The sequence below is a fragment of the Paractinoplanes hotanensis genome, from assembly GCF_023717965.1.
In the GTDB taxonomy this organism is placed as follows: Bacteria; Actinomycetota; Actinomycetes; order Mycobacteriales; family Micromonosporaceae; genus Actinoplanes; species Actinoplanes polyasparticus.
Genome location: NZ_JAMQOL010000091.1, coordinates 1 through 23,997, shown reverse-complemented (window position 1 = coordinate 23,997; position 23,997 = coordinate 1). Strand labels below are relative to the sequence as shown.

Annotated in this window: 17 protein-coding genes; 10 read left to right on the top strand and 7 right to left on the bottom strand. The window is 70.8% G+C overall.

Features of this window, described 5'->3' with window-relative positions; translation table 11 throughout:
- Nucleotides 1-73: 73 nt before the first annotated feature.
- Entirely contained in the window at nt 74-1,330 is a 1,257-nt protein-coding gene (locus LXN57_RS46645) for an NAD(P) transhydrogenase subunit alpha (protein ID WP_251804763.1), read from the bottom strand.
- Between the two features lie 65 nt (nt 1,331-1,395).
- Here LXN57_RS46645 and LXN57_RS46640 point away from each other — a divergent pair, with 65 nt between their 5' ends.
- Nucleotides 1,396-2,112 carry an acetoacetate decarboxylase family protein gene (locus LXN57_RS46640; protein ID WP_251804762.1) on the top strand — a complete coding sequence of 239 codons (717 nt, stop codon included), beginning with the start codon at nt 1,396-1,398 and terminating at the stop codon, nt 2,110-2,112.
- A 295-nt stretch (nt 2,113-2,407) separates the two neighbouring features.
- Here LXN57_RS46640 and LXN57_RS46635 read toward each other — a convergent pair whose 3' ends face one another.
- On the bottom strand, nt 2,408-3,262 hold the full coding sequence (locus tag LXN57_RS46635; protein WP_251804761.1) for an aldo/keto reductase: 855 nt from the start codon (nt 3,260-3,262) through the stop codon (nt 2,408-2,410).
- A gap of 93 nt (nt 3,263-3,355) precedes the next feature.
- Here LXN57_RS46635 and LXN57_RS46630 point away from each other — a divergent pair, with 93 nt between their 5' ends.
- The 5 genes from LXN57_RS46630 (at nt 3,356) to LXN57_RS46610 (ending at nt 9,676) form a co-directional block, all read left to right on the top strand.
- A complete protein-coding gene (locus tag LXN57_RS46630) occupies nt 3,356-3,940 on the top strand; it encodes a TetR/AcrR family transcriptional regulator (RefSeq protein WP_251804760.1) in 585 nt (194 codons plus the stop codon).
- A 160-nt stretch (nt 3,941-4,100) separates the two neighbouring features.
- Nucleotides 4,101-4,487: a VOC family protein gene (locus LXN57_RS46625; protein ID WP_251804759.1), complete on the top strand. Its 387-nt coding sequence runs from the start codon at nt 4,101-4,103 to the stop codon at nt 4,485-4,487.
- A gap of 243 nt (nt 4,488-4,730) precedes the next feature.
- Entirely contained in the window at nt 4,731-5,342 is a 612-nt protein-coding gene (locus LXN57_RS46620; protein ID WP_251804758.1) for a permease-like cell division protein FtsX, read from the top strand.
- Entirely contained in the window at nt 5,339-5,887 is a 549-nt protein-coding gene (locus LXN57_RS46615; RefSeq protein WP_251804757.1) for a SigE family RNA polymerase sigma factor, read from the top strand. Before LXN57_RS46620 ends, LXN57_RS46615 begins: the two co-directional genes overlap by 4 nt.
- Before the next feature lie 429 nt (nt 5,888-6,316).
- Entirely contained in the window at nt 6,317-9,676 is a 3,360-nt protein-coding gene (locus LXN57_RS46610; RefSeq protein WP_251804756.1) for a 3-keto-alpha-glucoside-1,2-lyase-like domain-containing protein, read from the top strand.
- Between the two features lie 216 nt (nt 9,677-9,892).
- Here the strand turns inward: LXN57_RS46610 and LXN57_RS46605 are convergent, their stop codons facing one another.
- Both LXN57_RS46605 and LXN57_RS46600 read right to left on the bottom strand, forming a co-directional pair.
- Nucleotides 9,893-11,152, bottom strand: coding sequence for a glycosyltransferase (locus LXN57_RS46605; RefSeq protein WP_251804755.1), 1,260 nt, complete (start codon nt 11,150-11,152; stop codon nt 9,893-9,895).
- Nucleotides 11,149-13,380, bottom strand: a complete 2,232-nt coding sequence (locus LXN57_RS46600) for a GH92 family glycosyl hydrolase (RefSeq protein ID WP_285904767.1) — start codon at nt 13,378-13,380, stop codon at nt 11,149-11,151. Before LXN57_RS46600 ends, LXN57_RS46605 begins: the two co-directional genes overlap by 4 nt.
- A 184-nt stretch (nt 13,381-13,564) precedes the next feature.
- On the opposite strand from LXN57_RS46600, the gene LXN57_RS46595 reads away from it, so the two are divergent.
- On the top strand, nt 13,565-13,849 hold the full coding sequence (locus tag LXN57_RS46595) for a hypothetical protein (RefSeq protein ID WP_251804754.1): 285 nt from the start codon (nt 13,565-13,567) through the stop codon (nt 13,847-13,849).
- A gap of 16 nt (nt 13,850-13,865) precedes the next feature.
- Nucleotides 13,866-16,643 carry an Hsp70 family protein gene (locus LXN57_RS46590; protein ID WP_251804753.1) on the top strand — a complete coding sequence of 926 codons (2,778 nt, stop codon included), beginning with the start codon at nt 13,866-13,868 and terminating at the stop codon, nt 16,641-16,643.
- Here LXN57_RS46590 and LXN57_RS46585 read toward each other — a convergent pair.
- Complete coding sequence (locus LXN57_RS46585) at nt 16,625-18,031, bottom strand: dynamin family protein (RefSeq protein ID WP_285904766.1); 1,407 nt, start codon at nt 18,029-18,031, stop codon at nt 16,625-16,627. The two genes, LXN57_RS46590 and LXN57_RS46585, sit on opposite strands and share 19 nt — an antisense overlap.
- Nucleotides 18,028-19,764: a dynamin family protein gene (locus LXN57_RS46580; protein WP_251804752.1), complete on the bottom strand. Its 1,737-nt coding sequence runs from the start codon at nt 19,762-19,764 to the stop codon at nt 18,028-18,030. Before LXN57_RS46580 ends, LXN57_RS46585 begins: the two co-directional genes overlap by 4 nt.
- A gap of 280 nt (nt 19,765-20,044) precedes the next feature.
- On the opposite strand from LXN57_RS46580, the gene LXN57_RS46575 reads away from it, so the two are divergent.
- The gene (locus LXN57_RS46575) at nt 20,045-22,066 is read left to right on the top strand and encodes a serine/threonine-protein kinase (protein ID WP_251804751.1); all 2,022 of its coding nucleotides are present in this window, start codon (nt 20,045-20,047) and stop codon (nt 22,064-22,066) included.
- Complete coding sequence (locus LXN57_RS48140) at nt 22,005-22,724, top strand: zinc-binding dehydrogenase (protein WP_308206714.1); 720 nt, start codon at nt 22,005-22,007, stop codon at nt 22,722-22,724. The genes LXN57_RS46575 and LXN57_RS48140 overlap by 62 nt, the downstream gene beginning before the upstream one ends.
- 50 nt (nt 22,725-22,774) lie before the next feature.
- Here the strand turns inward: LXN57_RS48140 and LXN57_RS46565 are convergent, their stop codons facing one another.
- The gene (locus LXN57_RS46565) at nt 22,775-23,374 is read right to left on the bottom strand and encodes a DUF6518 family protein (protein WP_251804749.1); all 600 of its coding nucleotides are present in this window, start codon (nt 23,372-23,374) and stop codon (nt 22,775-22,777) included.
- Nucleotides 23,375-23,997: the final 623 nt, after the last annotated feature.

Here is a 23,997-nt window from a genome sequence, read left to right as displayed (position 1 = left end):
ACCTTACTGATCACCTCGAAACCGACCAGCAACCCGAGCGTGAAAACAGTCAGATCGGCCAGCAGCAGCGGACTCATCGGGTCTCCTCCTGAACGTCGCTCTCCTGAACGTCGCGCTCATGAACACCGCGCATTTGGACGTCGCGCTCATCAACGCCGCCCACTTGAACGTCGCGCTCACCAACGCCGCCCACTTGAACGTCACGCTCACCAACGCCGCCCACTTGAACGTCGCGCAGGCGGGGGTGCACCACCTCGCCGTCGTGCGTGACCAGCACCGCCGCCAGGACCTCGTCGGTGCTATCGCTGGGCAGACGACCGTCGGGTAGGAGGCCGCCGAGAAGGGCCACGACATTTCGCGCGTACGCGGTGGACGCCGCCACCGGCACGGTCGAGGCCAGGTTGGGCGCGCCGATCACCGTGACGCCGTGGTCGGTCACGGCCCGGGTGTCGGCCGCCGCCCCGGCCACGTTCCCGCCGAGGTCGATCACCACCGAGCCCGGCTTCATCGCGGCCAGGGCCTCGTCGGAGACCAGCAACGGCGAGCGGCCGCCCGGCACCTTCGCGGTCGTGATCACCACGTCGAACCGGGGCACGGCCGCTGTCAGGGCCGACAGCTGCCGCGCCGCCTCGTCGTCGCCGAGCTGCCGGGCGTACCCGTCGTCGGTGTTCTGACCGCTGCCGAGCTCCAGCACGGCGGCGCCGGTGGAGGCGATGTCGGCCCGGGCAGCCTCGCGGACGTCGTACCCGGTGACTTGCGCCCCCAGCCGCCGCGCGGTGGCCAGGGCCTGTAACCCGGCGACGCCCGCGCCCAGCACGAGCACCTGGGCCGGCCGGGTCGTGCCGGCCGCCGTGACGAGCATGGGGAAGAACCCGCCGTACGCCTCGGCGGCCAGCAGCGCGGCCTTGTAACCGGCCACATTGGCCTGAGAGGTGAGCGCGTCCATCGGCTGGGCCCGGCTCAGCGTGCGCGGCAGCAGGTCGAGGCTGATCGCCGTGATCCCCTGACCGGCCAGCGTCCCGGCCAGCGCGGGGTCGCCGAGCGGATCGAGCAGCCCGATCAGGATGCGGCCGGGCGGGACCCCGGCCACGTCGTCGGGCGGCCGCACGACCAGGAGCACCTCGCTCTCGTCGTACACCTGTTGTCTCGACCCGATCTCGGCGCCCGCCTCGGCGTACGCCCGGTCGTCGAACCAGGCCGGGCGGCCCGCGCCCGCCTCGACCAGCACCCGGAACTCGCCGCCGCGTCGTAGGCGGGCGACGCCGTCCGGGGTCAGCGCCACGCGGCGTTCGCGGCTGGCGGTCTCGCGCAGAACTCCCACTGTCGTCATCGACATACCGAAGCCCTACCACTTCAGGCTCGGCCCGGCCACCCGCCGGACGGTAGGGTCGCCGCATGGCGGAACGGATCGGCGACGGTGTGTGGACCCTGCAGGGCGAGAAAGTCACCCTCCCGGTGCAGATCACGTCGGCCCGGTTCACCGCCGCGGTCTTCACGGCCCGGTCCGAACAGGCCCGTTCGGTGCTGGCCGGCACCCCGCTGCGCCCGTTCTCGGTGTTCGGCCGCGCCATCACCATGATCATGTGCATCCACTACGACGAGTTCGCCCTCAAGTCGTACGACGAGGTGGGCGTGGGCCTGCTCGTGCGCGGCCCGTCCGGCCCGCCTGGCCTGCACATGGTCGACCTGCCCGTCACGGGCGCCTTCACCCGCGAGGCGGGCCAGGACTTCTGGGCCCTGCCGAAGTGGCTGATGGACGCCGACCTGCGCTTCTCGAAGATGGAGACCGACGTCGTGGTGCGCGACCGGGCCACCGAGGTCGTGCGCGCGTCCTTCCGCCACGGCCGGGTGCGGCTGCCGTTCGCCGTGCAGTCCGCGTTGCCGGCCTGGTCCTATCTCGACCATGGCGCCCAGGCCGGGCGCCTGCTACGCGGCCAGGTGCCGATGCAGCTGTCGGGGGCGCGTCTGGGGCGGGGCGCTTTCCGCGTACGCCTGGACGACGATCACCCGATGGCCGCCCGCATGAAGGCCCTCGGCATGACCCGCAAGCCGTTCCTGACCGTCCACGCCGACCGCCTCCACGGCCCGCTCGGCGAGTTCACCGAGGTCTGACCGCCCGCCGCCGCCCGCCGTGATGCGGCGCGTCTTCACCCGCCGCCACACGACGCGGGTCCTCACACGCCGCCTGCCCACCGCAACACGGCACGGGGTCTCACCCGACCGCCACGCGACGCGAGGTCCTCACACGCTGCACGCGACGCGGGGTGCTCACCTGACCGCCACGCGACGCGAGGTCCTCACACGCTGCACGCGACGGGGGGTGCTCACCCGCCCCCGCTGGACACTGGGTCTTCACGCGCCGCCTGCCCGCCGTGACGAGGCGCGGGTCTTCCCGCGGCGCGGATCCTCATGCCAGCGCGTTCAGGGCCTCCGTGGCCTCGCGGTCGAGTTCGATGCGGGTGACGGCCATGTTGTCGGCCAGGTGGCCGAGGTCGCGGGTGCCCGGGATCAGCAGCGTGGCCGGGCTGTGCCCGAGCAGCCAGGCCAGCCCCACCTGAGCCGGGGTGATGCCGAGGCGCTCCGCCTGAGCGACGACCACCGGGTGCGCGGTGACGCTGGGAATGCGGTCGAAGGCCGACCCCAGCGGGAAGTACGGCACCCAGGCGATGCCCCGCGCGGCGCACTCGACAAGCACGTCCTCGTGCTCGCGGGTGAGCACGTTGTAGAGATTCTGTACGCACACGATGCCGGCCGGGAGCGCCTGCCGCAGCTGGGCCAGGCTGACGTGACTCAACCCGATCGCGCCGATCTTGCCCTCGTCACGCAGCGCGACCAGCTCGGCCAGCTGGCTGTCGAGGTCGACGGACTGATCACCGGTGGCGATGATTCCCGGCGCCCTGTCGGCCCGGCGCAGATTGACGACGGCGACCTGATCGACGCCCAGGGTCCGCAGGTTCTGCTCGACCGCGGCCCGCAGCTCGGCAGGCTTCTGGGCGGCGGCCAGCCGCTCGGTCGGATGGATGACCGCGCCGACCTTGGTGGCGATCCGCAGCCCGTCGGCGTACGGGTGCAAAGCTTCGCGGATCAGCTCGTTGACCGTGCCCGGCCCGTAGAACTGGGCCGTGTCGAGGTGGTCGACGCCGAGCTCGACCGCCCGGCGCAGAATCGTGACGGCGTCGCCCCGGTCGGCGTGTTCCAGTTGCATGGCGCCGAAACCGACGCGCAGCACGTCGTACTGGCCGAGCTTCCCGCGCGTGCTCATGACGACCCCCTAGGATGGCCGCAAGCGGAACCGATTCCGCTTACTTCGACTCGACCGTAGCAGAAACGGAATCGATTCCGCTTCTGCTCAGGGATGGTGATTCCGGTTCCCGACACCGAGCGGCGTCCCGGCGCGCGCAAGGACGCCCGGCGCAACCGCGAGCGCATCATCGAGGCGGCGACGCGCGCCTTCACCACCGGCCCCGACCCCGTGAAGATTGAAACCATCGCGCAAGAGGCCGGCGTCGGCGTCGGCACGCTCTACCGGAACTTCCCCTCCCGCGAAGCCCTGGTCGAAGAGGTCTACCGCAGCGAACTGACCCGCCTTTCAGCCCTGGCCCCGACGCTGCTGGCCGACCACTCCCCACCGGAAGCGCTGCGCGAATGGATGCGCCGCTACCAGGAGTTCGTGGCCACCAAGCACGGCATGGCCGAAGCCCTGCGGGCCGTGATAGCCAGCGGCGCCATCACGTCCGGCAACACCCGCGAACACCTGAACGGCGCCATCGCCACCTTCCTCGAGGCCGGCCGGGCCGACGGCACTCTGCGCACCGACATCCACCCACCCGACGTCTCGGCCAGCATGGCCGGCATCATGCTCGCCGCCGCCGATGTCGACCAGGCCTTCCGCATGCTCCAACTCCTCGTCGACGGCCTGCTCGCCCGCGATTCGTCCTGAAGCCCCGCATTACCCGAACTCGTCCGGTAGGGCGCACGGCATGAAAGATGACCGCTCCTCACTACTGGCGCACGCTCGTACTGAACCCCGGACTCACGGCCTTCCATAGATCGCGAAGAACGTGCCAGCGGGCGAACCGAGGACGCGTATCGTGCGGCCGATGACGACTATCTCAGCCATGGTCGCGGTGCCGGATGCTGCGGCGGCGTCGGCCTGGTATCAACGGGCTCTGGGCGCCGTGGAGCTGTGGAACCTCGGGTCGGTGGTCGGGCTGGAGATCGAGGGCGCGCCGTTCTTCCTGGCCGAGCCGGCGAAAAATCGGTGGGCCACGCCCGTTTCGGCCGGCACCACGACCGTCCGGGTCGAGGTCTTCGTCGACAATCCGGATCAGTTCGCCGAGCGGGCGGCCGCGGCGGGGGCGGAGTATCACGATCCGGTGCGGGATCACGCCATGCCGTGGGGCCCGCATCGGCAGGGTGGGTTCTTCGACCCCTTCGGGCATCTCTGGCTCGTCGGCGACACGTCACCGCTGCACCGTCATCCGTGACCGGCAGGGTCGCTCGCCACCACTCCACCGCAGGTGAACGCCAGCATGCCGGCGGACAGGAACACCCCACCAGCGGCGGGCCGAGGTCGGGCTCGATCCTTTCCACGTGCATGTCAGCCGGCATGCCCCCGCCTGATCGGTGGCCCGGGGCGCGTTTTGCGAGCGCTGGTCCGTGCGCGCGGCAACGATGTGACCGGAACGGGAGGCTGACCGGTCCTATCTGCTGAAGGACTGATCAAGTGGATGGGAGAGCAGGCTGTGGATCTGCGGGAGCACTTCGAGCGGGCGGTCGACGACGATCCGGGAGCCGATCCGGCGGTGATGGCGAACGCGGCCATCGCGCGGGGTGGGCAGGTGCGGCGGCGACGCCGGCAGGTGGCGGGGGCGGCCGGGGGCGTACTGGCTGTGCTGGGAATCGTGGCGGGGCTGAACCTGCCGTCCCAGGCGGAGCCGGCGTTGACCGTCGCGGCGGCCATGCGGCCTCCGGCTGCGCCGTCGTGCTCGGTCGATCCGGTGGAGAGGGACGCCACCGACGTGGCCATCTTCCTGAAATCGGACACGAGCGTCCCAAAGCAGGCGGCATTGGCGTCGGCGCTCGGCAACGATCCGCGGGTCGCCACCGTAGTCTTCGAGAGCCGATCGACGGCGTACGAGAAATTCCGCCGGCTGTGGGCGGACAGCCCCGACTTCGTCGACGCGGTGAGTCCCAAGGATCTGCCCGAGTCGTTCCGCGTGCGCCTGGTGGACGCCGCACAATTCACGGCCTTCCAGTCCGGCTACGCGGCGAGAAGCGGCGTGCAGGACATCGTCGGTCGCATCTGCCCGGTGGGCGCCGCGGTCGGGGGCGTCCAGTGACGGACACCGTGACGGCGTCCCGTCCAGCGGAACAGCAGTCGACCAGAACGACCCAGGATCGCGAGTTCACGGCCTTTGTGGAGTCGACGGCCACCCGGCTACGGCGCAGCGCGTACCTGATGTGCCGGGACTGGCACCTGGCACAGGATCTGACCCAGCAGACCTTCACCAAGATGTACGTGGTCTGGAAGCGAATCCGCACGGGCACGAACCTGGACGCCTACAGCCGCCGGGTGCTGATGAACCTGGTGTTCGACCAGCACAAGCGACGCAGCGGCTCCGAGATCGTGCTGGCCGAGATGCCCGACCAGCCGGACGGGGCCGATGTCGGCGGTGGCCCCGACCTGCACCTCACCCTGGTCGACGCGCTGGCCCAGCTGACCGTCGACGACCGAGCCGTGCTGGTGCTGCGCCACGCCGAGGACCACAGCGTCGACACCGTGGCCTCGATCCTGGGCATCTCGGCGTCGGCGGTGAAGATGCGAGACACCCGCGCGTTGTCCCGCCTGCGCTCCCTACTCGGCGACGACTTCCTGAACCCCTGACTGCGCGGCGCCCGCTCAGTTCGCGTGGGCGTCGTGCTGCCGGGCCGGAACGGGCCTCGTCGCCTAATTCGGCAGGCATCGGCATCGGCCTGGCCGCCACGATCAAGCTGACTCCGATCGTTGGGCTTCGTGCAACTGGCGTCGGGCTCGGACAGCGAGTTTCCGACGCGTCCTGGCCGCTGCCATGTCCGCGTACGTCATCTGGGGTGTGGCTCTGCTGATCGCCAGCACGGATTGCCGCCTGCGATCCCGGCGCGTGTGCCCACTGCGGACGGTGACCGGCCGTTGGGGCAAGCCGACGCGGAAGTAACAGGCAAGTTTCAAAACAAATAACAAGACTTTTCGATAATTACGCCAAAGTTATGGACCCACATGCAGAAGTCGGCCTAGCGTGCTGGCATCGATCCCTGTCGAAGCCTGGACGGTCCGATGAAGAAACAGCTGGCGCTGCTCACCGTCACTACTCTCGCGGGCCTGTTGCCCGCCCTCCCCGCTGCCGCGGCAGCTGCTCCACCTCCGCAGGAGCCCGGCATCACCCTGCGCACGTTCGATTTGCAGGTCTCGCGTGACTCGCTCTGCACGCTCAAACCCGGCCAGACCCCCAACATCGACAAGAAGCTCTCGACGATCAACTGGACGACCGCGGCCGACTTCGGCCTCGAGGACCGCTTCCAGTCCGAGGTGCTCGGCAACGTCAACATCACAACCGCCGGCACGTACGGCTTCCGGTTGACCAGTGACGACGGCTCACGGCTGCGGATCGACAGCGCGACTGTCATCGACCACGACGGCGCCCACGGAGCCACCGCCAAGGAGGGCTCGGTCAGCCTCACCACCGGCTACCACGCCCTCACCATCGACTACTTCGAGCGCGACGGCGGCCAGCAGCTCACGCTCGAGTGGCGGCCGCCCGGCGCCACCGCGTACACGGTGGTGCCGGCGAACGTGCTGAGCACCGACGCCGGCGTGGTGCGGGTGACCGCGCCCGGCCGCAAGGAGTGCGAGACCGCCGGCGACAGCCCGGGCGACGGGCTGCCGCTGACCGGGGTGCACCCCGGCTACACGCTCACCAACCTGCGCCCGTCCGGCTTCAACCCGCAGGTCAGCGCCATGGACTGGTTCCCCGACGGCCGGCTCGCGATCGCCACCTGGGGTGGCAGCGAAGCGGTGGCGGGCGAGGTCTACGTCCTCAGCGGGGTCACCGGCAACACGTCGCCGAGCCAGGTCACGTACAAGAAGATCGCCACCGGGCTGCGGGAGCCGATGGGCCTGAAGATCGTCGACGGCAAGATCTACGTGTCCCAGAAGCACGAGCTGACCGAGCTCAACGACACCAACGGCGACGGCACGATCGACCAGTACCGCCGGGTCGCGACGTGGCCGTTCGACGGCAACTTCCACGAGTTCGCGTTCGGCCTGCTCTACCAGGACGGCTTCTTCTATCTGAACCTGTCCGTCTCGATCAACCTGGGTGGCGCGACCACCGAGCCGCAAGGTTCGCCGAACCGCGGCACCACGTTGAAGATCAACCGTACGACCGGAGCGGTGCAGTACATCGCGGGCGGCCTGCGCACCCCGAACGGCCTCACCTTCGGGCCCGACGGCGACATCTTCGTGCTCGACAACCAGGGCGGCTGGCTGCCCTCCTCGAAACTGCTGCAGGTCAAGCAGGACCGCTTCTTCGGCCACTACACCAACCCGGACGGCCCGTTCGACCAGCAGCCGGTCACCCAGCCCGTGCTGTGGCTGCCGCAGAACGAGATCGCCAACTCGCCGAGCACGCCGCTGATGCTGAACTCCGGCCCGTACTCGGGTCAGATGCTGTTCGGCGACGTCACGTACGGCGGGATCCAGCGCGCGTACCTGGAGAAGGTCAACGGCCAATACCAGGGCGCGGTGTTCCGGCTGACGCAGGGGCTCGAGATGGGTGTGCTGCGGCTGAACCAGGGCCCGGACGGCGCGCTCTACGTCGGCGGGCTCGGCGCGGGCGGCAACTGGGGGCAGGAAGGCAAGTTGACGTACGGCCTGCAGAAGCTGGCGCCGAACTCGGCGAGCGTCTTCGACATCAAGGCCATGCGCGCCATCGCCGACGGCTTCGAGTTCGAGTACACGCAGCCCGTCTCGGACGCCACCGCGGCCAACCTGGCCGGCCGGTACCGCGCCAAGCAGTGGCGGTACGTCCCCACGCCGGCCTACGGCGGACCGAAGGTCGATGAGGAGACGCTGTCGGTGTCGTCAGCCACCCTGTCGACCGACAAGCTCAAGGTGACACTGAAGCTGGCCGGCCTCAAGCCGGGCCGGGTGGTACACGTCCGCTCGCCGCGCCCGTTCACCTCAGCCTCGAACAACTCGCTGTGGAGCACCGAAGCCTGGTACACGCTCAACAGCCTGGCCAACGGCACGACGCTGAAGTCGGACCGGGTCGAGGCCGAGTTCTCCGGGCTCAGCCCCGGCACGTCGGTGGCCAGCGACCACCCCGGCTACACCGGCACCGGCTTCTCGGCCGGGCACAACGCGGTCGGCGCGGCGACCACCTTCACGGTCAACGTGCCCACGGCCGGCGCCTACCCGACGGCGCTGCGCTTCAGCAACGGCCCCAACCCGTCGGCCGGCGCCAAGACGATCAGCCTCCACGTCAACGGCGCCAAGGTGAAGCAGGTCAGCCTGGCCGACACCGGGAACTGGGACACCTGGGCCAACCTGAACGACACGGCCACACTGCGAGCCGGCGGCAACACCGTCTCGTACCGCGTCGACACCGGCGACATCGGCCACGTCAACTTGGACAGCCTGACTGTCGGCTCGTTGTCCACAGGCGCCACCAACAAGACAGGCACGGTGACGGGCATCGGCGGTAAGTGCCTGGATGTGGACAACGCGAGCATCGCCGACAAGGCCAAGGTGCAGCTGTACACCTGCAACAACTCGACGGCGCAGAGCTGGACCCGCGAGGGTGACACGCTGCGGGCGCTGGGCAAGTGCCTCGACATCGACAACGGCGGCACTGCCAACGGCACGAAGGTGCAGCTGTACACCTGCAACAACAGCGCCGCCCAGGTGTGGCGGGCCCAGGCCAACGGCTCGCTGCTCAACCCGGCGTCCAACAAGGTGCTCGACGTGGCCGGCGGAGCCACCGCCGACGGCACGCAGGTCCAGATCTACGAGTGGGCCGATGTCGCCCAGCAGCGCTGGACTCACAACGGCACCAGCCGGGTGACGCTGTTCGACGGCGGCACCCTGAACGCCTTCCGCAACGGCGACGGCAGCGCGGTGACCTGGCCGGTCTCCGGCGGCTCGGGCGAGGTGCTGGGCGGCGACATCAGAACCAAGCAGTCGTACGGCGACTTCAAGCTGCACGCCGAGTTCTGGCTGCCCAATCTGCCGGCCGACGTGACCGGGCAGCAGCGGGCCAACAGCGGCATCTATCTGCAGGACCGCTATGAGCTCCAGGTCCTCGACACGTACGGGAAGGCGACCCTGGCCAACGACGACTCCGCCGCGATCTATCAGAAGCGAGCGCCCTCGACCAACGCCGGCACCGCACCGGAAACCTGGCAGAGCTACGACGTCACGTTCCGCGCCGCCCGCTGGAACGGCACGACGAAGACGGAGAACGCCCGGGTCACGGTCGTCTGGAACGGCGTGACCGTCCACAACAACATCGAGATCGACGGCCCCACCGGCAACGGCGCCGCCGAAAGCCCGTCCGCCCTCCCGATCCGCCTGCAGGACCACGGCGATCCGGGGGCGAACGTCCGCTACCGCAACATCTGGATCGAACCCGCCTGATCCGGCGCGCCGCCGCCAGGGGCCTGTTCCGGCCCGTGGCGGCGGCGTCCCGTCAACTCCCAGCCCGCTCCAGCCCGTCGCGGCGGCGTCCCGTCAACTCCCAGCCCAGTCCAGCCCGTCGCGGCGGCGTCCCGTCAACTCCCAGCCCAGTCCAGCCCGTCGCGGCGGCGTCCCGTCAACTCCCAGCCCAGTCCAGCCCGTCGCGGCGGCGCCTCGTCAGATCTTGGCCTGGGCCAGGAGGTCGTCGAAGACCGCGCTGCGGTCGAAGGTCAGAGCCTTCTCCAGGGCCCGGGACGCCATCTCGGCCTTGTCCGCCTCGGGCATCTCCAGAACGGCATGGTCCAGGGCCTCGGCCAGGGCGTTGATGTCGCCGGGCTCGACGATGATCGCGGTGTCGCCGACGGCCTCGCCGGTGCCGCCCGTGAGCGTCGTGACGACCGGTCCGCCGCCGGCCAGCATCTTCTCGGCCAGGGCTATGCCGAAGGTCTCGACGAAGTCGGGTTCGGGCTTGGTGGGCAGGGCGTAGGCCGCGCAGCCCCGCATGAGCAGGGGCTTCTCCTCGTCGTCGACGTCCGTGAGGAAGATGATGCGGTCGTCCTCCTTGGACATCGCCTGGACGTGTTCGAGCGCCGGGCCGTTGCCGGCCACCACCAGCTTCACGGTGTCGCGGCTGCGCATCTGGCCGTACGCGATGACCAGGTCGTAAATGCCCTTGGCCCGGGCGACCCGGGACAGGAACAGGATGTAGCCGTCGCGCTCGAGACCACGCTTGGCCAGGGCGGCGTCGACCGCCTCGGGGTCGAGGTCCAGGTAGGCCGACGAGTCGATCGGCGGGTAGCTGACCGTCACCCGCTCGCGGCACTGCGCGGCGAACGTCGTGCCGCACGCGGCATCCACCTCGAGAGCCGACGAGATGATCTCGTCCTTGGTGTACTCCGAGACCGCTACCACCTCGTCGTTGGCCAGGAACGTGGTGAACAGGACCGTCGCCGCGCCGAAGCGGCCCTCCCGCAGGCACTGGCGGATGACGTTGGTGACATCCGAGCCGACCGCCTTGGCGATGGTGTGCACCTGCGGGTCGAGGCCGGCCGCCCGGGCCGCGGTGACGGCGTCCACCACGACGGTCTGGTGCGGCACGAGATACATCGACAGGCAGACTGTCGGTATCGGCTCGGCCAGCAGCTCGACCAGGCGCCCGGTCAGGCCGGCCATGTGGCGGCCGTCGGGCACGCGGTAGTCGCCCACCGCCTCCGGGCGTTCGACCGTGATGCCCTCGCTGTAGGGCAGCAGCCGGTCGAGTGGTTTGAGCGGCAGACCGGCCGCCTGCAGCACCGGGATGGGCCAGGTGAGCAGGCGGACGTCCGTGAAGCCCCGGGTGAGCGCGACCTCGGCGAGGTTGCGGGCCTCGCCGGAATGGCCGCAGATCACCGGGTCCGCGCGGACCACGATGACAAGACGACGGTCGGGTTTGTTCAACGCGTGTCCTCCAGCGGATCGGACAGGGAAGGTGGGCGGTTCCCACTCCCCCAGCTCGACGGCTCCGGACCCAGCCGCAGGTGCAACCGGCCGCCGCGGTGCACATCGGCGGCGCTCAGGTGGCTCGCGGGCAGGGGTTTGCCGTTCAGGGTCGCTTCCTGCACGTACAGGGGTGGCGGCTCATGATCGAGGCCGTCGACGCCGATCGGGGTCTCGCGGTGGCCGCTGGTCTCGATGTGGAACTCGCCCTCGGGCACCTGGATGGTCGCGCTGGCGAAGGCGGGAGTGTTGACCAGGAACAGATGCTGGCCGGCCACCGGGAACAGGCCGAGCGACGCCCACACGTACCAGGAGCTCAGCCCGCCCGAATCGTCGTTGCCCGGCAACCCGCCCGGCCCGGTGCCGAACTGCCACGTCAGCGCGGAGTGGACGATCTCGGCGGTGCGGTCGGGCCGGCCGGCGTAGTGGTACGCCCAGGGGGCTTCCATGTCGGGTTCGTTGTTCAGGCCCTCGAAACGCTTGAGCGCGTAGCCGGCCGCCATCTCGGCCGCGGGCGGGCGCCGGCCGGGCTGCTTGACCGTCTCGGCGCCGAAGCCGAAGAACCGGTCGAGCTTCTTGATGAACCGGGCGTCGCCGCCGGCCAGACCGATGCGCGCGCGCATGTCGTGCAGCAGCCGGAACGAGTAGTTCCACTTGCCGCCCTCGTAGAACTCGGAGTTCCGGAGCAGGCCGCTGTCCGGGTCGAAGGCGTTGACCCAGCCCTTGCTGCGCTCCTCGAGATCGGCGGCGAGCCGGTGGTCGTTGAGCGCGCGGGCCACCCGGGCCGTGCAGTGGTAGCCGATCGCCAGGTCGAGGGTGTGTGTGATCGGATGCACGACGCCGTGCTCGTAGAAGTCCTCGCCGTACATGCGGCGCAGGTCGTCGACCATGTGCACGAGAGCCCAGGCCCAGTCGATGCGCGAGGTGCCCAGGGCGTGCGCGTCGGCCAGCGCGGTGTGCGCGAGCGCGCTGGCCTGCCGGAAGAACCGGTCGGCGCCACGGGCCATCCGGTAGCCGATCGGGAAGTTGCCCTCCTCCTCGCACACCCGGATGAGCGATTCGAGCAGGTCGGCCGCCCGGTCGGGCACAAGCGCGGACAACAGCGGGATCTGCGTCTTGTAGATGTCCCACATGGTGCAGACGTCGAACGCGTACGGGCCGGAGTCGGGCCAGAACGGGCTCTCGTCGTCGGCGAAGCAGGGCTTGATGAGCGCGTGGTACAAGGCGGTCGACAGCACCGTACGCCGGGCCGGTGTGCCCCCTTCGACCTGCACCTTGCCGAGATGCTCGCGCCAGGTGGCCCGGGTCTTCGCGCGTACGGCGGTGAACGCCGGCCGGTCCGAGCCGCACTCCCGCACGAGGTTGGCCCGCGCCTGATCGTTGCCGCGCAGCGAGAAACCCAGCCGCACCTCGATCGTCTGCCCGGCGCGGGCCGAGCCCATGAAGAGCAGCCCGAACGGGCGCAGGTTGGTGGGCCGGATGCTGTCGAAGTCGAGCCGGGTGCCCCCGTCGATCAGGCGCCGGTCGTACCACAGCATCTGCCGCCACCCCGGGCTGTCGACCTCGGCGTACACCGAGAGCGGCACCCCTTCCATGACGACGGTGCCCTGCGCGCGCCCGTGCCCCATACTTTCGATCTGGGCCCGCAGCGGAACGGTCCGGCCCAACTCGGTGGCCAGCCCGCCGCACGACAGGTCGATGACCACGCGGGCGCTGCTGTGCGCCGGGAACGTGTACCGGTGCACGGCGACCTTCTCGCCCACCGTGATCTCGCTGCGGATGCCGGTGCCCAGCGTGGCCGCGTAATAGCCCGGCGACGCCTCCTCGTCGTGCAGCGGCCACGACTGCCCGAGCTCGTCGAGCGGCTGCACCATCGGGGTGACCCGCACATAGTTGTAGTACTTACGGATGGCCCCGGTGCCGGACTGCTGGAAATGGGTGAACCCGGACGCCTGCACCCGCTCGAACATCGTCTCGGGAACGCCCTCGGTGTTCTTGGTGTAGAGCCCGTACCCGGTCGGGTAGGCGCCCGAGTAGGCGCAGGCCGACACCATGCCGAAGGGCGCGGTGGCCCCGGGGTGGGTGTTGCCCACCTGCGGCTTCGGAAACCACCACGTGCCGGCCAGACCGCGGGCGGGAGGCAGATCCGTCGCCGCGGTGCCGATGAAGGGATCAACGTTGTCGAGAATGACTGGAACCTACCCATCGGCGCGGGGCCAGAGGTTTCGGCAAGGTGAACTCCCCAGGTCAGAAGTGATCAAGGACAGGGCTGCCTCTCCCGATGATGAACCGGGCACTCGTCCGAGGGACAGATTTTCGACACCGTCTTCCGAGCGGCGACCGCGGTACGGATCGCTGGCGCCGGACGAGCCGGTGTCCTGCACCGAGCTCGAATTCGACGTGCCGGCCGTCCAGGGCAAGCCGCGCTGCCTCACGCGGACCTCGGACCATGGGCTGCGCCGGCGTCGCGCGAACCGCTTGTTCGCGGAGGCGCTGTTCCCCGGGCCGTGGACAGGATCCGCCGAGGCGATCGCCCGCGTCGATCCCGAGATCGTCGTCGCGATCGATCGGCAGCTGTCGCGGGAGCTCGGGGAATGCGTGTGGGCCGTCCGATTGGTCGGGATACCCGTTTGGGCAGCATCGGGACTGGATCGGTGATGGGACTATCTACGGCGTGAAGGGGACCTACGGGCTCGGCATCGACCTGGGCACTACTCAGACGGCGGCGGCTGTGCGTGATGACGCGGGGCGGGTCGAGGTTGTCCGGCTGGGTGGGCGGCGGGCCGAGATTCCGTCGTTGGTGTTTGTCAAAGATGACGGTGGGCTGCTTCTGGGGGAGGCTGCCGAGCGGCGGGGGCTGGCGGAACCGGGGCGGCTGGCTCGGGAGTTCAAGCGGCGGATCGGGGATCCGGTTCCCATTCTGGTGGGTGGGACGCCGTTCTCGGCTCATGCGTTGACGGCCAAGCTGTTGCGGCATGTGCTGGATGAAGTCACCCGGCTGCGGGACGGGGCTCCCGCCTCGTTGACGCTGACGCATCCGGCCAACTGGGGGCCGTACAAGCGGGAGCAGTTCTCGCAGGCCGTGCGGCTGGCCGACGCGGGTGCGGTCAAGCTGATCACCGAGCCGGAGGCGGCGGCGCTGCAGCACGCGACGGCTCGGCGAATCGCGCTGCGTGAGACCGTCCTGGTGTACGACCTGGGCGGCGGGACGTTCGATGTGGCGTTGCTGCGGCGCGATGCGGACGGGTTCTCGCTGGTGGGTGAGCCCGAAGGGGTCGAGCAGCTGGGTGGGGCCGACTTCGACGAGGCGGTGTTCGCGCACGTCGTGGGGGCGCTCGGCAGCGCGGCGCAGGGGCTCGACCCGGACGACGACGCGGTGACCGAGGCGCTGGCCCGGCTGCGGCGCGACTGCGTGGAGGCCAAGGAGGCGCTGTCCTTCGACACCGAGACCTCGATCCCCGTCGCGCTTCCGGGGCTGCACACGCGGGTGCGGCTCAACCGGTCCGAGCTGGAGTCGATGATCTCGCCCGCCCTGGAGGACACGATCGCGGCCACGCGGCGGGCTCTGCGCGGGGCCGGGGTCGACGCGGGGCAGGTCAGCGCGGTGCTGCTGGCCGGTGGGTCGTCGCGGATCCCACTGGTGGCGCAGATGCTGTCCGAGGAGTTCGGGCGGCCGGTCGTGGCCGACCCGCATCCTGAGCACAGCATCGCCCTGGGCGCGGCCGTGGCCACGGGGGCGCCGCTCGCCGCTCCCGAGCACCCGGAGGCACAGGACCCGTGGGCCGACCACGCGGAGTCGCCGGCTGCCGCGCCGACGTCAGCCACGGGGGCGATGCCCCGAACCGCCCAGCAGAACGTCGAGCCGGGGTGGCAACCGGACAACCAGCCGGTGTCGCGGAGCTTCGAGGCGGGATCGGTCGCGCCGCATGTTCAGGGTTCAGCGGAGGCGGTCGCGGCAGCTGGTGTACATCCGACGCCGACTCAGGCCATGCCGACGCAGGCGGTGGAGGGCGAGCAGCGCAGTCCGGTCGCATTCAGCCGGGGGGCCGCTTCCGTTCCGGGTTCGACGCCGACCCCGCCGCTGGCTCCCACGGCCACGTTCCCGACCACCCCTGACGTCGGAACACCGCCTCCGGCTGAGCACACCTACCCGCATGGACCGGCGGGAACACCGCCTCCGGCCCAGGGTCCACGCGCGTACGAGCCGGTCAGCACACCGCCTCCGGCCGGGCGGCCACGCGCGTACGAGCCGGTCAGCACACCGCCCGCGGCCGAGCGCCCACGCGAACCAGTGGGGACACCGCCTCCGGCTGAGCGACCCCGCCCGTACGGACCGGGTGTCGGAGGGCCGTATGACCCCGGAGTGGGAACCCCGCCCCCGGCTGATCGCCTACGCCCGTACGAAATCAGCAAGCCGGCAGACCCCGAGCCGCCCCACCCGCGCCGGAGGAACCGCCGCCTCGCGATCGCGGGCGCAGCCGGCGCGGTGCTCATCGCCGCCACCGCCGGAACCCTCGTGGCGCTCAACTGGGGCAACGGCGACGGCGCCGAGAAGGCGCAGGGCTCGACGCCCCCCTCCCTGCCGGCCTCCTCGTCGGCGCCGGCCGGAACCCCCATCCCCGGCCTGGCCACCGATGCGCGGCTGCTCGTCCGGGTCGACACCGGGCCCGTCTCGCAGACCGACCGCGTCTCGACCGTCTCGTTCTTCAAGCCGGGCCTCGGCACCGCCCGCGAGCAGCTGGCCGGAACCGTCGACGGCGACACGCTGCCGCGCTGGTCGCACGACCGGAAGCAGGTCGTGCTCACGCATCTCAATCCCGGCTCGACCAGCGACATCATGATCATGGATGCGGACGGCAGCAACCGCCGCAAGCTGGCGTCCGGCGCGACCAACGGGCGGGCCTCCTGGTCGGGTGACGACCAGCAGATCGTGTTCGTGAAGAAGGTCGGCCCGGTCAACCAGTTCTTCACCGTCCCGGCTGCGGGCGGCAAGCCGAAGCAGCTCACCACGTCGGACGATCCCAAGGACGACCCGGTCTGGACGTCCAACAACGACGCGATCGTCTACTGGCAGGAGCGTGACGGCGCCCGGCTGCTGTACGCGATGCACGTGACCCGCAAGGTCGAGCGGCGCATCACCGACGCGAGCATGGGGCCGGCCGTCGACCCGGCCCTCGACCCGAACGACCACTGGATCGTCTACACCAAGCAGATCGGCAAGAACGACTCCGACATCTACATCATCGCCAAGGACAGCAGCACGCCGCCGCGCCGGCTCACCGACTCGCCCGAGCGCGAGATGGACCCGACGTTCTCGCCGGACGGCAAGTGGATCGCCTTCGTGCGCGGGACCTACGAGGAGCCCACAGTCGTGGTCATGAAGACCGACGGCACCAGCCAGACGGTGCTGACGAAGCCCGGCGAGCGGGAGGGTCACCCCTGCTGGTTCTGACCGGCCAGAATGCCTTCGCAAGTGCGGGCCGCGGCTCGGGCCGCGGCCTTGAAGTCCCGTGCCGAGAGCGGATGTTCGGCCAGGCGCTGCCAGCGGGCCTGGGCCGTTCGGGCCGCCTCCACCACGTCGTCGACGGGCACGCCGAGTCGTTCGGACGGGGCGCTGCCGGCCCCGCCGAGCAGGCGGTCGAGCTCGGCCCGGCGGTCGTCGGCCACGGGCAGGCGGCCCGAGCGCAGCTGGTGCAGCAGGCGCAGCTCGACGAACTCGTGGGCCCCGGCGCGGATCCGCTCGGCCTCCGCCACCAGCGGTGAGCCGGGCGGCAGGCAGTCGTCGAGCGCGGCCAGAGCGCTGCGAGCCTTGAGCACCTCGGCCCGGCCCTCGATGTGTGTGCGCAGCACCTCCCGCAGCCGGGTGATGCCGCTGTTCTCGGTGAGGGCCGCGGCCAGCCCGGCCGCGTCGGTCACGTGGCCCTCGCGGATCAACCGCGTTCCCAGCCGTACGCCGAACAGCCCCAGCCTCGTGACGAGCCGCCGCCGCTCGTCGCCGGTCGCCGCGAACCGGTCGGCGGTCAGCAGCAGTTCGACGATGTCGTCCATGGGCAGCTCCGCCACCTCGGCCAGCACCCGGAACTCGCCCTCGCGCAGGGTCGCCCCGGCCGCCCCGAGCAGGCCCGCCACCGGCACGACGACCGGGCAGAGCTTCCGCAGCCGTTCGTCGGTGGCGTAGCGGCCGGCGACCCGCTCGGCGGCGGTCATCGCGTCGAGCCGGCAACCGCCGATCTCGTCGGCCCGCGACAGCACGCCGATCGCGTTGACCGGCGTGCCCGCGCCGTCGTCGCCGTGGAACGCCTCCAGGAAGCGGACGTCGCCGCTGTGCAGGTGCCGCAGCAGGTAGATCACCGCGTCGGTCTGGGTGGCGTGCTCGCCCTCGGCCTCGAGGAACGCTGTCGTGCGGGCGGAGACGTCGGCCGACAGCGACTCGATGCCGGGCGTGTCGATCAGGGTGTGGCGGCGCAGGCGCGCGCTCGGCACCCGCACCTCCAGCCGCTCGACCTGGAAGGACGGGCGGCCCAGGTCGATCCGGACGGCGCCGTCGCGCCGCGTGAACGGGCGCGCCTCGGCGTTGCCGTCGGTCAGGTACGAGGTGACGGCGTACGTGGGCCCGTCCGCGTACCAGGTGACGACCCGGGTGCACTCCCCCGCGTCGGTCGGCGCCAGCCCCTCGCCGATCAGCGCGTTGAGCAACGTGGACTTGCCGGCCTTGAGCTTGCCCGCGATGGCCACCCGCAGCGGCTCGTCGAGGCGGCCGCGGGCCCGGGCCAGGCGCGGATCACGGGTCTCGGCCACGGCCCGGTCGAGCAGGGCCCGGGTGTCGTCGAGCAGGCTCACGGGGCCAGCCTCTCGAGGCGGCGGCGCTGCTCGGCCACGGCGGCGGCCCGGGTGCGGCGCTGCTCGCCGGTGAGCGACACGGACTCGCGTACGGCTGCCTCGGCTGCGGCGGCGGAACGGCTCAGCTCGCGTGCCCGGGTGGCGAACTCGTCGCGCAGGTGGCGCTGGGTGCGGCGGACGGCCTCCCGGCTGTCGCGGCCGACGTGGAAGCCGACCTCGTCGACGTACCGGCGGAGTTCCTGCCCGGCCTGATGGCGGCGCTGCTGCACCTGGCGTTCCTTTTCGGCCTTGACCAGGCGGCGGCCGAAGGCGACCCCGGCCAGCAGGCCCAGCGGCGCCGCCCAGGCGACACCGACGAGCGCTCCGACGCCGCCGAGCACGAAGAAGCCGCCGTACGCGACCCGGGCCGCCGTGAACGCGCCGAGGAACTGCTGCATGGTGGACTTCTGGAAGTCGAGCTCGAGGTCGCGTGCCTTGTGCACCGCGGGGCCGACGGCGGGCAGGGTCGCGCTGAGGTCGTGCGCCTCCATCCCGAACCGGTCGGCGACGTCCCGCGCGAGCTGCTCGGCCCGGGCGACCAGCAGCATCAGGTTGTCGGCGGCGGCCCGGCTGGCCTCGCGGGCGGCCCAGGCCTGAAAGTCCTGCCAGGTGTCGCGCGGATCCGACTCGGCCAGCAGCTGCTCGCCCCGGATGACGATCAGCCGGAGGCGTTCGCGCAGGTCGTGGTCGACGTCGGCCGCGAGGTCCTGGATGCCGTCGCCCAGCACGGTCTGCCAGGTGCCGGTCACCAGCTGGGCGCTGCGCCGGGCCCGCTCGGCGTAGCGCTCGACGCGGCGCGGGTCGGCGGCGGACTCCTCGGCGTCGAGGCGGTCACGCAGCTGCGCGACGACGAAGCCGAGCTCGGCACGGGCGCTGTCGGTACGTTCGCTGCGGTCGGCGTCGACGATCTCGCGGCGCAGCAGCTCGACCAGGCGCGGGAAGCCGGATTCCTCGTTGAGGGCGGTGTCGTCGCGGGCGTGGGCACGCACCCGCAGGAACGACGACACTCCGATGATCGGCACGTCGAGGCCGGCCCGTTTCAGGTGAGCGTCGTTGATCGACGCGATGCGACGCCACTCGACGTGCAGGTCGGTCTTGGTGAGCACGAGAAAGGTGCGGGGGCACCGTTCCCGCGTACGGCGGAGGAAGTCGACCTCGGGTGCCGTGAGCTCCTGCGCCGCGTCGGTGACGAACAACGCCGCCCCCGCCGTGGTGAGCGTGGCCAGGGTGAGGTTGCCCTGCGCCGAGTCGAGCCCGCCCACCCCCGGTGTGTCGACGACGGCAAGCCCCGCGCCGAGCAGCCGCCGGTCGATGCCGGCCTCGACCGCCCGGGGCGCCGGATCAGCGTCGCTGCCGGTGATGTGCTTGGACAGCTCGGCGAACTCGATCGGCTCACGCCGGTCGCCGTCCGAGACCAGGAAGGCCGCGGGCGGACGGGCGAACCGCAGAATCGTCGGCAGCGCGGTGACCACATCGGCGTCGACCGGGCACAGGTCGGTGTGCAGCAGGGCGTTGACGAGGCTGCTCTTGCCCTGCTTGAACTCGCCGACCACGGCAACGACGGAGTCACTGCGCTCGGCGAGCGCCGCCGAAGCCCGCTCGAGCCGCTCCGCCAGGTCGCCTCGCCCCGCGTCGACGGCGAACTGCCGAGCCTCGGCCAGCTGCGCGGACAGACCGGCCGCTGTCGTGCTCAACCGCTCCCCCTCCGCTCGCAACGCCAAACCATAACTCCCACGGCGAGCAGTTCCGCTCCCTCCTGCCGACGGATTTCCGACACGCCCGGCCGACCTCCCGTGTGTCATCGTGTGCCCGCTCCCTCGATCCCTTCGCACGCGCCGCGCGGAACGGCACCCCGCCGCGGCGCGTGCGAAGTCTTGTCGTGGCCGAAACGAGCGTTGACCCGGGTTTGACCACCGCGGGCGGGCATCGGTAGCCTTCCCCGCGACCGCTGACAGAACGGGCTCTGACCACATCATGAGCGTGCCGCTGCGTCCCGGCGACCCGACCCGTCTCGGGGTCTACGACCTGGTCGCCCGGTTGGGTCAGGGTGGCATGGGCAGCGTTTTCCTGGCCCGGGCCCCCGATCAGACCCTGGTCGCCATCAAGGTCGTCCGGTCCGAGTACGCCGACGACCCCGAGTTCCGGGGCCGGTTCCGCAGTGAGGTCAGCCGGGCCGGCCAGGTGCCGCCGTTCTCGACCGCCGCGGTGCTCGACGCCGATCCGGAGCACGATCCGCCCTACCTGGTGGTCGAATTCGTCGACGGCCCGTCCCTCACGGCGCTGGTCGACCGGCAGGGACCGCTCACCGGGGCCGCCCTGCAGGGCGTGGCCGTCGGCGTCGCCACGGCGCTGACCGCCATCCACGGCGCCGGCGTGATCCACCGCGATCTCAAACCCGGCAACGTGCTGTTCGCCCTGGGCGGCATCAAGGTGATCGACTTCGGCATCGCCCGGGCCTTCGAGGCGACGAGCCGGCACACCAGCACCGATCAGATGATCGGCACGGTGGCGTACATGGCGCCGGAGCGGCTCGACCCGTCGTTCGGCGCCGAGGTGACCCCGGCGGCTGATGTCTTCGCGTGGGGCGCCGTGGTCACGTACGCGGCCACCAACCGCACCCCGTTCGCGGGCGAGTCCCCGACCGTCACGGCGATGCGCATCCTCACCCAGCCGCCGGACACCTCGGGTGTGCCGGAGCCGCTGCGAAGTGTGGTGGAGAGCGCCCTCGCCAAATACCCGGAGCACCGCCCGAGCGCCCGCGAGCTGCTCGATCTGCTCCTGGCGGGCCGGACCCGGACCGTACGGCCGGGACCTCCGCCCCCACCGCCACCGCCGGACGACGTCGTCGAACCACCGGCGCGGCATCTTCAGCGCGGTAACCGGCTGCGCCGCGTGGCGGTCACCGCCGCGGCGGTGGTCACCCTGCTGTCGGCCGGCCTGGTCGGCACCCACATGCTCAGCAAGGGCGCGTCGACCGACGCGGTGGCGCCTCCGAGCAGCGCCCCCGTCGACCCGCTCACGGCGATCCTGGCCGGCGACCGCCGCTTCTCGCTGCGGCTGGGTACGACGAGCCGGTTCTTCATGCTGGACGACGGCAGCGCCGAGCTCGACGTCTCGGACGGGACCGGCTCGCGATCGCAATTCTTGCTGAGGCCGGTGGGCGTCGACTACATGATCCAGTCGCTGACCAACGAGGGGTACGCCGGCCCCGAGATCTGCCTCGGCGTCAAGATCGATCCGGACGAGCCGATCGCGCCGGTGGTCGCCACCGCCTGCACGCCGACCAAAGCAACACTGTTCTCGCTGGTCGACACCGGTAAGGACGCCAACGGCCGGCCCGCCTACAGCATCGGCAACGATTACGGATTCCTGCTGTGGGACGCCGACAAGAAGCGCTCAGACGTCACCGAGGTCGGCGAGCCCCGGTTCGCCGAGAAGTACACCTTCGTCGACCGCGGGGAGCCGCCGGCGTCCGCCGCACCGCCGACGTCGACGAAACCATCGACGGCCCCGCCCACCGGACCCAAGCTCGTCGACGCCAACGTCGCCGAGTTGAAGAGCTACGCGATCGACCTGGGCGTCCCGGTCGTCATCACCCTGACCGGCGACGCGGGCGGCCGGCACCACCTGCGTTCGCACCCGGACGGATCGGTCGACTTCACCGGGACCGCCGTCACCGAGTCCACCCGGATGACGATCACGCCGGCCAAGGTCCGCAAGCGCCAGGAGTCGAACGAGAACACCGTCCAGATCGTCGCCACACCCAAGGCGCCCGCGGCCGGGGCCCCGTCCTGCCTCACCGACGTCCGCAAGGCCGTCCTGCGCATGGAGGCCTGCCGCCCCGGTGACGCCGAACAGTCCTGGAAGCTGACCCCGGCCGGGGATTCGGGCCTGTTCGAGATCTCGGGCGCCCACACTGCCGTCCGCAGCGAGGATGGCCCCCTGCTCACCGAAGGCGGCTGGTCCGCCTTCGAGACGGTCGCCGTCGCGCCGTAGCGCAGGTGCCGCTCCGCTGGCGTCGTCGGGGCTCCGACACACCGGCCACACCGGTTGGATGTCGGGTTCGGGAACACTCCGCCGCTGCCTTTTCAGGCGACTCGACGCCGTCGTTGCCAGTGTTGGTTGGCGGCGTGGCTCAGCGTCGGTCATTTCCCGCCCCTTCGGAGAATGGGCCGAGCCATCTTGCTCGGTGCCGGCGAACCTGCTCCACCTCCGCGGCCACGAAGTCCTACCGGTCAACCCGCCGGCGTTGGTCGCAGTCTGCGGATCGCAGGTGAGGCGCGTCGGATCAGGGGCCGGTCAGCGACTCGACGTGTCCGACGCCGAAGTAGAAGACAGCGTGGCCGCCGTTCCCGGCGACCTGGTCTTCGACGTCATCGGCGGAGACATCCAGAAACGATCCGCGCGGCTGGTTCGCGCCGGAGGAACGCTGGTGTCCAGCGTCGGTCCGTCCGAGGCGCGGCCCGCCGACGGCTTGGCAGTCGATTTTGTCGTCGAAGCCGACCGGGCCCAGCTCAATGAAGTGGTCCGGCGCGTCCGCGACGGACGGCTGCGGACCAACATCGGCAACGTCGCAACACTCGACGATGCAGTCGCCGCCCTCAATCCGACCGAGCGGATCAAGGGGAAGACGATCATCCTCATTCGTCCGTGAGGACTCTGTACGCTGGGATCTCGCTCTCGTCACATCGTGTAGCCGTCGACTCAGCCGCCCAGCCGGCCTCGGCCCGCACCGGCTGGGGACGCCACAGCGCCGCGAGTGCGGAACCTGCGTGCGACCAACACGGTAGCGACCACAGCTGCGATCCAGACGCTCCACCGCACCGGCTCCGCCATCACGCTCGCCGCCGGTGGCGGCAGAACCGCCGTCTGCAACGCCGCGCCCGCGGGGACGACAAGCGCGGCCACCACCCCGGCCGAACCGGGTAGCCGAATAGCAGCGCCGACGACACCGAGCGGCGGACCGAGCAACACGCCGGCAATCAACCAGAACCGAGACTCCACGCCCCACCAGACGATGCCGTCGAACAGCACCTCCGCACCGTAAAAGGACGTGGTGGCGAATCCCAGCGCGAGTCCACCCGCGAGAGAACCGCGCAACATCCCTGCCGCCAGCCGCGCGTGCCGGCTCACCCACCAGCCCGCCAGCACAGCCGTCGCCGCCCACGCCCACCCGGCATCCAGGATCAAACCGGCGAACTCCGCGGCCCGCGACCAGCCACCACGCTCAGCACTCGCGATACCGCCCTCGCTCAACATCACCGGCACATGATTGACAACCGAGTCGGCGACGCCCAGCAACATCCCCACGAGGGGACCCACCATCCACCACCACCGACTACCGCACAGCATCACGCGATCATGGTGCCGGACCCGCCCCAGACCACGTCCGCGCACCAGCAGCGATCCAGCCTGGGTACTGTCATCCGCTCCTGGCCGATAAAGCGGGCGTCAAAGTGTTCAAGGCGCCGGACCAAGGAGCGAACTCGTCCCATCCGTTACTCACCGCACCATCCGACCATCACCCACGCCGCGACGGCGGCAGCATCCGGAACAAGTAGCCGCCGAGCGGGCTTGCAGCCCACGGAGATCGGCTACAGCGTGTCACGCCATGGAGCACGCTCGTGCCAATGACAGTGCACTGGCCGCCCGAAGACCACCACCGGCTGTCCGGTAAAGGCAGTCGCACTCGGAGCGTGCCCCGTGAGGAGCCTGAAAGCCGCAGGTGATCGGCGTTGCTTGCCGGGCGAGGCGAGGCAACGTGGCATGACCGACACCGTCGTTACTCTGCGGACTCTCCCCCCGCCGACCCTTCCCTCGTCGCCGGGCGCCGAGGCCCTCGAGCAGCTACCCCGCGAGGCGCTGCCCTGCTGTTACGGCAGCAGTTGTCGGCTGATCGCTTCGCGGGCGTCGCGGCCGAGGTGGAG

Bases quoted from the DNA above. Each gene is read 5' to 3' on its own strand.
- LXN57_RS46610 (WP_251804756.1), top strand. From the start codon at position 6,317: ATGAAGAAACAGCTGGCGCTGCTCACCGTCACTACTCTCGCGGGCCTG.
- LXN57_RS46575 (WP_251804751.1), top strand. From the start codon at position 20,045: ATGAGCGTGCCGCTGCGTCCCGGCGACCCGACCCGTCTCGGGGTCTAC.
- LXN57_RS48140 (WP_308206714.1), top strand. From the start codon at position 22,005: ATGGCCCCCTGCTCACCGAAGGCGGCTGGTCCGCCTTCGAGACGGTCG.
- LXN57_RS46645 (WP_251804763.1), bottom strand. From the start codon at position 1,330: ATGACGACAGTGGGAGTTCTGCGCGAGACCGCCAGCCGCGAACGCCGC.
- LXN57_RS46640 (WP_251804762.1), top strand. From the start codon at position 1,396: ATGGCGGAACGGATCGGCGACGGTGTGTGGACCCTGCAGGGCGAGAAA.
- LXN57_RS46630 (WP_251804760.1), top strand. From the start codon at position 3,356: ATGGTGATTCCGGTTCCCGACACCGAGCGGCGTCCCGGCGCGCGCAAG.
- LXN57_RS46635 (WP_251804761.1), bottom strand. From the start codon at position 3,262: ATGAGCACGCGCGGGAAGCTCGGCCAGTACGACGTGCTGCGCGTCGGT.
- LXN57_RS46625 (WP_251804759.1), top strand. From the start codon at position 4,101: ATGACGACTATCTCAGCCATGGTCGCGGTGCCGGATGCTGCGGCGGCG.
- LXN57_RS46620 (WP_251804758.1), top strand. From the start codon at position 4,731: ATGGGAGAGCAGGCTGTGGATCTGCGGGAGCACTTCGAGCGGGCGGTC.
- LXN57_RS46565 (WP_251804749.1), bottom strand. From the start codon at position 23,374: ATGTTGCTGGGCGTCGCCGACTCGGTTGTCAATCATGTGCCGGTGATG.